This is a genomic window from Candidatus Propionivibrio aalborgensis, from assembly GCF_900089945.1.
In the GTDB taxonomy this organism is placed as follows: Bacteria; Pseudomonadota; Gammaproteobacteria; order Burkholderiales; family Rhodocyclaceae; genus Propionivibrio; species Propionivibrio aalborgensis.
In genome coordinates this window covers 1-8427 of the sequence record NZ_FLQY01000224.1, presented here as the reverse complement: position 1 = coordinate 8427, position 8427 = coordinate 1, and the positions used below count along the sequence as shown (strand labels likewise).

At 54.7% G+C, this 8427-nt stretch carries 11 protein-coding genes; 1 reads left to right on the top strand and 10 read right to left on the bottom strand.

What is annotated here, in order from left to right:
- The 9 genes from PROAA_RS11345 to PROAA_RS11305 form a co-directional block, all read right to left on the bottom strand.
- The coding region (locus PROAA_RS11345) for a CHASE2 domain-containing protein (RefSeq protein WP_186411449.1) at positions 1-580 on the bottom strand (580 nt) is incomplete at its 3' end.
- Positions 581-714: 134 nt separating this feature from the next.
- The gene (locus PROAA_RS11340) at positions 715-1314 is read right to left on the bottom strand and encodes an OmpA family protein (protein WP_222102228.1); all 600 of its coding nucleotides are present in this window, start codon (positions 1312-1314) and stop codon (positions 715-717) included.
- Positions 1315-1325: 11 nt separating this feature from the next.
- A complete protein-coding gene (locus PROAA_RS11335; protein WP_222102227.1) occupies positions 1326-1784 on the bottom strand; it encodes a FecR family protein in 459 nt (152 codons plus the stop codon).
- Between the two features lie 221 nt (positions 1785-2005).
- A complete protein-coding gene (locus tag PROAA_RS11330) occupies positions 2006-2977 on the bottom strand; it encodes an endonuclease/exonuclease/phosphatase family protein (protein ID WP_186411447.1) in 972 nt (323 codons plus the stop codon).
- Between the two features lie 74 nt (positions 2978-3051).
- Positions 3052-3471, bottom strand: coding sequence for a putative signal transducing protein (locus tag PROAA_RS11325; RefSeq protein WP_222102226.1), 420 nt, complete (start codon positions 3469-3471; stop codon positions 3052-3054).
- A gap of 828 nt (positions 3472-4299) precedes the next feature.
- Positions 4300-4458, bottom strand: a complete 159-nt coding sequence (locus PROAA_RS11320; RefSeq protein WP_186411446.1) for a hypothetical protein — start codon at positions 4456-4458, stop codon at positions 4300-4302.
- 251 nt (positions 4459-4709) lie between these two features.
- Positions 4710-5345, bottom strand: a complete 636-nt coding sequence (tmpT, locus tag PROAA_RS11315) for a thiopurine S-methyltransferase (protein WP_186411445.1) — start codon at positions 5343-5345, stop codon at positions 4710-4712.
- 140 nt (positions 5346-5485) lie between these two features.
- Positions 5486-5731 (bottom strand): hypothetical protein, encoded by a 246-nt coding sequence (locus tag PROAA_RS11310; protein ID WP_222102225.1) that lies wholly within the window; start codon positions 5729-5731, stop codon positions 5486-5488.
- Between the two features lie 290 nt (positions 5732-6021).
- Positions 6022-7101 (bottom strand): alkene reductase, encoded by a 1080-nt coding sequence (locus tag PROAA_RS11305; RefSeq protein ID WP_186411444.1) that lies wholly within the window; start codon positions 7099-7101, stop codon positions 6022-6024.
- An 83-nt stretch (positions 7102-7184) separates the two neighbouring features.
- On the opposite strand from PROAA_RS11305, the gene PROAA_RS11300 reads away from it, so the two are divergent.
- A complete protein-coding gene (locus PROAA_RS11300; protein ID WP_186411443.1) occupies positions 7185-7532 on the top strand; it encodes an ArsR/SmtB family transcription factor in 348 nt (115 codons plus the stop codon).
- Positions 7533-7545: 13 nt separating this feature from the next.
- Here PROAA_RS11300 and PROAA_RS11295 read toward each other — a convergent pair whose 3' ends face one another.
- On the bottom strand, positions 7546-8352 hold the full coding sequence (locus tag PROAA_RS11295; RefSeq protein WP_186411442.1) for an NYN domain-containing protein: 807 nt from the start codon (positions 8350-8352) through the stop codon (positions 7546-7548).
- Positions 8353-8427 lie beyond the last annotated feature (75 nt).

Genomic DNA, 8427 nt, shown 5'->3' with positions numbered 1-8427 from the left:
GGTACTGTATCAAGAGGGGCATCCTGCGCAGCATGCCGTCGCTGTCCGGCTGGCTGTTGATGAAGCCGCTGAATTTCAACCCGGCGGCAATCTCCTCAATATTGCCGAGGACACCCGGAGCATCGTTCAACGTAAGCAGGTCGGTTCTTCCGCTGATATGGAATGCCGGCGGCGCAAGTGTCCCCTCCTTGCCGGAGTGATCGAAATAGAAATAGAAGGCTCCGACGACATCGGTGCCGGAGCCGGACAACACCTGACCAAGATATCCGTCGTTGTCGGACAAACCCGGAGGAGCGCCCAGAAAGCTAAGGTTTAGACCGAAATCCCGTTTGAACGAACTTTGGATGTTCTTCAACGAGGTCCGGTCAGGCTCGGAAAACAGAATATCCAGCCCGATGGCCGCGGGTTCCGCATCGGCAACTGCCTGTATCAGGGCGGCTATTCGGTATCGGGGCCACGGCCACTGACCCGCGGCGGAGAGGCTTATGTCATCGATGTCAACGACGACGGCGTTGTGTGCCGCTTTCCCGCTTGCGGAGTATTTCAGGTAGGCATCGAGAAACTGGTAATTCCACTGCACGGGAAGCCCGGAATCCATGCGGCCCAAGAAACCGAGGACAGCACCAACCGCAAGGCCCAGCAGCAGTATCCAGAATCGCCACTTCTCTGACAGCCTGTTTGAGAATCCCGTCGGTTGCACTGCGCGCTGACCGGCTACAGGATCAAAATTTCGACCCGCCTGTTTCTCGGTTCGTCAACGTTCGGAGCTGTTGGAACAAGCGGATCCTTGGAGCCGTAAGAGTTCACGCTTACCCGGTCGAAAGAGGGAATGCTGCTCTTCAGAAGCTTTTCCACCACGCGTGCTCTTTCCAGAGCCAATCTATCATTGATCTCATCCGATCCCGTCGTATCCGTATGCCCGATGATGCGGACTTCTGTTGCCACCTGCGCGTTTATCCTGTCGACGATCTGGGGGACGATTGCACGGGATTCTGCAGTCAGCTCGGACGACCCGACAACAAAGTAAAGGATAACGCTGGATGGCTTCGGTGGTTGAGCCTTAAGCACCTGCTCATATTCCTCATTCACCTGTGCCTCGGTCAATGTCTGGGTTTCGCCCAGGCGAGTCGCATCTTCCTTGGCGGTGACCGCGTTGTAGGTTTGATTCAGCACTCTCGAATCGTCTGCCGTACTGACGGTCACAGCGCCAACTTGACCACTTTCATCGGGCAACAGTATCACGGTGGTTCCTGAATCGCCGCCGAACAAACTTAGCCCGACAATGAAAGCAAAAGCAAGAATGGCTTCGGTCACCATGCCCCCTTTTAGTCAACCTTGACGATAAAGCGCGTGCCGCGCACGCCTACTGCCGCTCTGGGCGTATTCAGATTGATGGATCCGGGCGCAAGCTTGCCCAGCTTGCCGGACGAATAGATGGCCTCCCCCTTGCTCATGTAAAGGGAAAAATCATACTTCTCTGCTTCAGGCTGAAACAGGAAACGACTAATTTCGACTTCAGTCGAAGAACCCAGAGTGAGCAACGTACCTTCCTTGAATACGATGCCTGAGGATGAATTCGGCCCCGTGGAAACCACATCCAATCGAAAAAGCTGGGTTCCCGCAACGGGAACAAGAGCGCTGTTTCCCCGGACGACTTTGACGTCGCCAGAGACGCTCTTGAAAAAAGCGACATGGTCATCCTCTGCCACAACGCGCGCTTCCTGCGCAATTGTCAAACCGGAGAAACCGACAATCACCATGAGAGCAACGATTATGTTGCGCATAAACGAATCCCGTTCTTCTCAATGCAATGTGGGAACGCCCAACCTGTCACCACCATCATAGTACAAGTGGGAATTATTGCGCGCTTTGCATGGAAAAAGGTTTCGCCGTAACGCCACCGGGCACAGAGCAAGACATCGCTCAAAGCGTAGCGACACGGCAACAAACAGCGGTAGCGAAGCGGTCGCGGTTAACCAAACCGCCTCTCCGCCCTGCGGGTACATCAGACAATCAGTTCGACAGTAATCGGGAAATGGTCAGAGTATCCCTCAAGATCAGCCCCTCCTTTTACTGAAGGACGGCTGAATTTGCGAGGTTTGCCACTGGATGCTTTTAATACTGCCGGCTTGAACATGGCAACACTATCGACGTTTGCCCTTACCGGGCTGGGCGTGCGCAACATGCCGTAGCTCACCAGGAACTGATCCAGCATATTCCAGTCACTGCCGAACAGATAAGTGCCGGGGTCATGGCCCTGCATCAGTGGCCACATGAGGTTCTGCAGATGACCGGACCTGGAGTACCTCACCCTTCCAGGGTCTCTTGTGCCCAACGCATATTCCTCTATCGACCGATTGAAAGGCTCATCGTTGTAATCACCCATTGAAATAACAGGCAGATTCTTCTCACCACCCAGGTCTTCATCAATTAGCCGGGAGACAATGTAGGAATGCGTCTCGCCGGCCATGATTCGAAATGGCTCGGAAGAATACTGCCCAGCACTGCGCGATGGCCAATGGTTGGCAATGGCAACAAATTCCGCACCTGTGGCATTCACACGTAACCGCACCCAGAACAGATCGCGGGTTGCCGACCGCTTGATGACCACTTGATGAGCAGTACTCAAAACAGTCAGTTCGTTGGTATCGACGATGAAGGATGTATCGATGCCTCTTGCGTCATGAGATTCGTGCGATATCACCGCGTAGTTGCGCCCCGGGACATTGATCGCACCTGCCAGTCTTGCCATTACCGCTTCATTCTCGACCTCACAGACACCCAACAATGCAGGGCCACTTCCGCCGAACATCAGCTTGATGATGTTCGAGAGCTGCAATATTTTTCTGTCTCTTATGCTGGCAGTCCAGCCTTTCAATTCGGATCGCAATGTTGATTTCAGTTCATCGTCCCTGGGAGCGGTTTCATGATCAAACAGGTTTTCCAGATTCCACCATGCAATATTGATATTCGGCATTGCAAGCTCCTTGGATAGGTACAACCCTGATCTAACAGGCTGCCTCAGGCAGCCCCTGGAAGGAAATGTGTGGGCTAAGCGTCATCGGGATCGAAACCCTCATCAAGCGCGAAATCGCCACGCTCGACTGCCGCCAGAACTTCCTTGGCCTCGGCGACAAATGCTTCGGGAACCCGCAGGCTGGCACCGCCCAGTGCACTGAACAATAGCTCATTTGCCTGCAAAAGGTTTGCGTCTCCGACTTCGGCGGGAATGCCAGCACCTTCCAGGCAAGACTTGTACAGGTGCGCCTCCGTGGGTGTGAGATAGCGGGCAACGATGACCCTGTCGCCAAGGTAGGTCTCGCTTTCCTCGACAACTGGCGAAGGATCAATCGGATTCAAGCCGCGCAGACGCGCCTCCTTTCTGGCTGCCGCTTGCGCTTCTTCAGTCTGGTTATCAGCAGCGCACCTTGCAAGCAGTTCCTCATCGGGAAGGTTTTTTAAACGCCACACTCAATCGCCCCCACATCCACCGCCGCACCCACCGCCGCCAGCGTCCGCTGTCGCGTCTGCGCTCCCTGCATCTCCAAAGCCATCGGTTGTGCCGTCAAATCCTGTACTCGAGAAATCTCCGCCACAGTAGATTGCGGCACCGCGATCTGCCTGGTTTTCACGCCGCTTGGGGCCTCCGCAATCGGTCAAATAGCGAAACCCGTCAGGAATATTCAGCTTCGCATCGATGGCGAATAGCAACGGCAGGCGTGTAGGCTTCCTTGGATTGATGTTCTCGTCAATACACGCGCGCCACCAAACGCGTCGCAATCCCTCATTGCTTTCTCGTCTGGAACCAAGAACGGCAGCCGGCGAATGATGGAGAAAGCGGCCGAACGCCCGTTTGCAGAAGAACTCGTAACCCTTTGTGTATAGAATCAGTTCATGCCATAAATCGTCCGTGACCTGCGAGGGCATTGACACGTACCGACAGCCGCCCCTCAGGTAAGCAAGGAAAAACTGTCGCAGCGCATGTCCGACAAGTTGACAATCCTTTAAAGAAAGCTGAGGCCGTCTTTCCCTCAACTTGTCGAACAGGCCCTTCGGAAATGTATACGTGCGTATGAATTCCGCACGCGCGGCTCGTTTCCATCGCAGCCAAAGGGCCACTGCCATCGCGGACGCGATCGCAGCTACGACAATGGCGATTGTGCTTGTACCCATATGGCGCTCTAACGACGCTGCAGAAAAAGTGATCTCATTTGCGCATTCTGCTGAGAGCCAGATGAAACGACAAGGCTCCAAACGCAGCTTCTTCTGAGGCGTCGTGGAATAAAAGAATAGGAGGGATCACCATCGCATTGAATTTCGCAAAAACAATTCGAAGCTGACCCCTTTTGCACTCTTTTGCACTACGAAGCTGACCCCTTTTGCACTACGGCTGTAGCGGTTGTCGACAAATTTCTGGCCTGAGCGAAACCAGAGCACTTCGGCGGTGTAGGCAGCCATGGCGTGCGCTCTAACGAAGCTGCAGAAGGAATAGATTCATTTGCATATCCTGCTGGGTACCCAATGGAATAACAAGGCTCCAGGCGCAAGTTCTTCCGGAGAGTCAATCTCGAACGCGATCTGAGCCGGTTCGGCGCCCACAAACGTAGCCTGACTGGTGCCGCAATTTAGCCACTCGCCTTGCGGCCAAGGCACCAGCCGAGCGGTCTGATTGTTTGAGCGATATTTTGGCGGCGATGCAGATGTACTGGTCATTTCTTCAGCAGCCAGACGTTTTCGGTCGCGGCGCATTTACCTTTCAAGCCACCGGGGATAGCGATGCTTTCCATCAGAGTCAATTCATAGCGGTCTCCATAGTGTTCTATCACTTCCGAGTTGCTGATTGAAAAAGGCGGGCCGTCCATCACGCTGCGATCGTACTCAAAGGTAAGCAGCAACTGCGGCGTTCCATCCGTAATCTCCATCAAGTGCCCTGTGTATCGACGGCGGATTTCTTCGGGCAGAGCGACCAAAGCCGCCCGATCATAGATTGCGTCGACTGAACCAAGTATTTCGCTGGATACAGAAAAGATATTCCCGACAAAGATGTCGATGTTCTTTGCGCTGTAGCGCTTTACTTCACCAACCTCCGATATTTCTGGCTCGATTCCAAGCTCCGAAAACAGTTGCTCGATGGCCGACTCGACCAATTCAGCTCCAGCGACGCGAAAGCCGTTCGAAAGCAGCCAGGCAATATCGAGCGTCTTGCCGCACAGGGGCACAAATACGCGACGCCCTTCCGCCAAAGAAAGCGCATTGAAGTATTTGACCAATAGTCGATTGGCTTCACCTTCATGGAAGCCAATCTCATTCGCTTCCCACTTTTGGTGCCAGAAAGCAGCATCCATAATGAATGAACTCCTTGCAAAGTTGCTTTCACCTGAACGGCGCAGTGTGCTGCCCAGCGGGCTTGCTGCCAAGGGACCCGACAATTGTGGCCTGTCATCAACAATTCGATGATTTTGCCATCGGCAAAAAACGTTAGCCGCTAGTTCCAGCGCGGCGGGTTGACGATCATTATCAGCGCAAAGAGGCCGTAGAGCAGCCCCGGGACCGCCAGGATAGCGAGTACGGCAATTGCCAGACCGGTCCGGCCATGCAGGTGAAGACGGTGTCCGACAAACAAGACCGCCGCGGCTGCGGCGAGAATAGAAAACCACAAGGTCATATTGAACGAAGAGACTGACCCGTCGGCGAGACCGACAATGAAGAAGCCCATCGCGAATAGGTTCACCAAAGCCGCTATCGTGAAAGAGGCCCAATAAAGGAGACGACGCGGAGTCGTTGGCGTGGAAACAGGCGGATTCACAGAGCTCTCACTCGAACGGGTAACGGTTGTGCGGACGCACGAGTATTACCATCCGCCTGGCGAAAGTCCAGAAAATTTCATGGGTCAAACGCGCGTGGGCTATGTGCGTTGAGCGGCACCGCGCCCGAAATGAGGCAGGCGATCAGCCCTCACCCGCAATCACGCGCCGTGGCGCAGCGAAGCGCCAAGGAGACCTGCCGCCTTGCCAATGAACATCAGCCTGGACAGGACGTCGTCTCCAATGATTCAAGCGCTGGATAGTCGATGTATCCTTTGGCTCCGCCTTGATAGAACGTTGTGGTATCCGGCGGGTTGAGCGGTGCGTTCTGGCAAAAGCGTTCGGGCAGATCGGGGTTGGCGATAAACGCTTGACCGAAGGCCACGGCATCGGCATCGCCGTTGGCGATCGCTTGTTCGGCCGATTCCTTGGTGAATTGTTCGTTCGCGATCAGCACGCCGCCAAAGGCGGCTTTGATTTTCTTGCCAATACTATCCGGCCCAAGGTACTCGCGCGTGCAAATGAACGCGATCTTGCGTCGGCCAAGTTCAGTGGCCACATGGCCGAACGTAGCGGCCGGATTGGAATCGCCCATCGAGTGCTTGTCTCCGCGTGGCGCGAGGTGCATTCCGACGCGCCGACTTCCCCAGACGCCGATGACGGCATCCGTGACTTCCAGCATCAGGCGCGCCCGATTTTCGACATGGCCGCCGTAGTCATCCGTGCGACGATTCGTGCTGTCCTGAAGGAATTGATCCAGCAGATAGCCATTGGCCCCGTGAATTTCCACACCGTCGAAACCCGCGGCTTTCGCGTTTGTGGCGCCTTGCCGATAGGCTTCGACGATTCCGGGGATCTCGTCGCGTTCGAGCGCTCGTGGAGTTACGAAGGGCGTCTCGGGGCGAACCAGACTGACATGGCCTTCCGGGGCGATCGCGCTGGGCGCCACCGGCAACTCGCCCTTGAGGAAGAGCGGATGCGAAATGCGGCCCACATGCCAAAGCTGCAGAAAAATGCGGCCGCCCTTCCGGTGCACGGCCTGGGTGACCAGCTTCCACCCGGCCACCTGCTCGGCTGACCAGATGCCGGGCGTATCGGCGTAGCCCACGCCTTGCGGCGTAACGGAGGTCGCTTCGGTGATGATCAGCCCCGCGCTTGCCCGCTGCACGTAATATTCGGCCATCAGGGAATTTGGAACGCGCACGGCGCCGGCGCGGCTGCGGGTCAACGGCGCCATCACAATTCGGTTCGGCAACACCAGATCGCCAACGCGCAAGGGATCAAAAAGAGTCGTCATGAGAAGGATCCTTTTAAATAGTTCATAAATACGGTACAACAGGATTATTGAAAAAGCAACCGTATCGGTTACCCTTACGGACTATGAGTCGACCACTGGCGCACCCGAATAGCGAAGACATCACCGTGGCGGGCATTCTGCATGCCCTCGCCGATCCCGTACGGCTGGCCATCGTCAACGAACTGCTGGAAGCAGAAGCCGGTTTGAACTGCACGCAAATGACGGATCGGCTCGAAATCGAGATGCCGAAATCAACATGCTCACAGCACTATCGCATTCTGCGAGAGTCGGGTTTGATCGTCAGCGAACGCAAAGGCGTAGAACTCACGAGCCGCGTGCGCCTGCGCGAACTGGAGACACAATTCCCCGGCTTACTCCAGGCGATTCTCAAGGCGCACGAACGGGAAACGACGAAAACCCGGCGACAATAGAAAGAATAGAAAGCTATTTCGCACGAACGTATAGCACCTTCTGGGTTGATCCTGGTGCCAATCGTTCTTCAGTCACAAAAAGTTCCGTCTTTGCTTTCACAAGCTCGGAGAGCTTCTTGAAACCATAAAGTCTGGAGTCAAAATCTGGTTGCAGTTTGGTGAGGTAGCTTCCGAATGTACCTAGATGCGCCCATCCAGCGTCGTCGATTGACTGCTCAAGTGCAGTTAGCACGAACTGCTTAGGAAACTCCTGTTTTGGTTCCGTTGCCCCGGTAGGTGGCTTTGGTGGAGAGGCCTTGGGTTCATCCACCGTTTTCTGCGTCGATTCAGCGGGTTCAGCTACCGTACTTGCACGAAGAACTTCAGTAAATACAAACTTGTGGCAGGCATTGCGGAAGGCATCTGGTGTCTTCTTTTCGCCAAAACCAAGAACTGTGAGTCCCTCTTCACGCAACCGCATTGCTAGTCCCGTGAAATCACTATCGCTCGTAATCAGACAGAACCCGTCGAATTTTCGCGTGTAGAGCAAATCCATCGCATCAATGATCAGCGTACTGTCTGTGGCATTCTTGCCCGTTGTATAAGCAAATTGCTGAACGGGCTTAATAGCGTACCGCTGCAGTACTTTCTTCCAAGATGAACTGGTTTGGGCAGTGAAGTCGCCGTATATGCGCTTCACAGTTGCCTCGCCAAACCTTGCAATCTCGGCCAGAAGCCCTTCAATGACGGCAGCTTGTGCATTGTCAGCGTCTATGAGAACCGCTAGGCGAAGGGTTGGCTCTTCGGCCTCAATTTTTGCGACTAGTCGTGGGGATACCAAGATGACTCCAGTCTTCTAGGGCGTGTTCTCAATTGATCGAATTCTGATATGCCATACACAAGAAGAGGAAGAGAA

Bases quoted from the DNA above. Each gene is read 5' to 3' on its own strand.
- PROAA_RS11335 (WP_222102227.1), bottom strand. From the start codon at position 1,784: ATGCGCAACATAATCGTTGCTCTCATGGTGATTGTCGGTTTCTCCGGT.
- PROAA_RS11330 (WP_186411447.1), bottom strand. From the start codon at position 2,977: ATGCCGAATATCAATATTGCATGGTGGAATCTGGAAAACCTGTTTGAT.
- PROAA_RS11320 (WP_186411446.1), bottom strand. From the start codon at position 4,458: ATGGCTGCCTACACCGCCGAAGTGCTCTGGTTTCGCTCAGGCCAGAAA.
- tmpT (WP_186411445.1), bottom strand. From the start codon at position 5,345: ATGGATGCTGCTTTCTGGCACCAAAAGTGGGAAGCGAATGAGATTGGC.
- PROAA_RS11305 (WP_186411444.1), bottom strand. From the start codon at position 7,101: ATGACGACTCTTTTTGATCCCTTGCGCGTTGGCGATCTGGTGTTGCCG.
- PROAA_RS11300 (WP_186411443.1), top strand. From the start codon at position 7,185: ATGAGTCGACCACTGGCGCACCCGAATAGCGAAGACATCACCGTGGCG.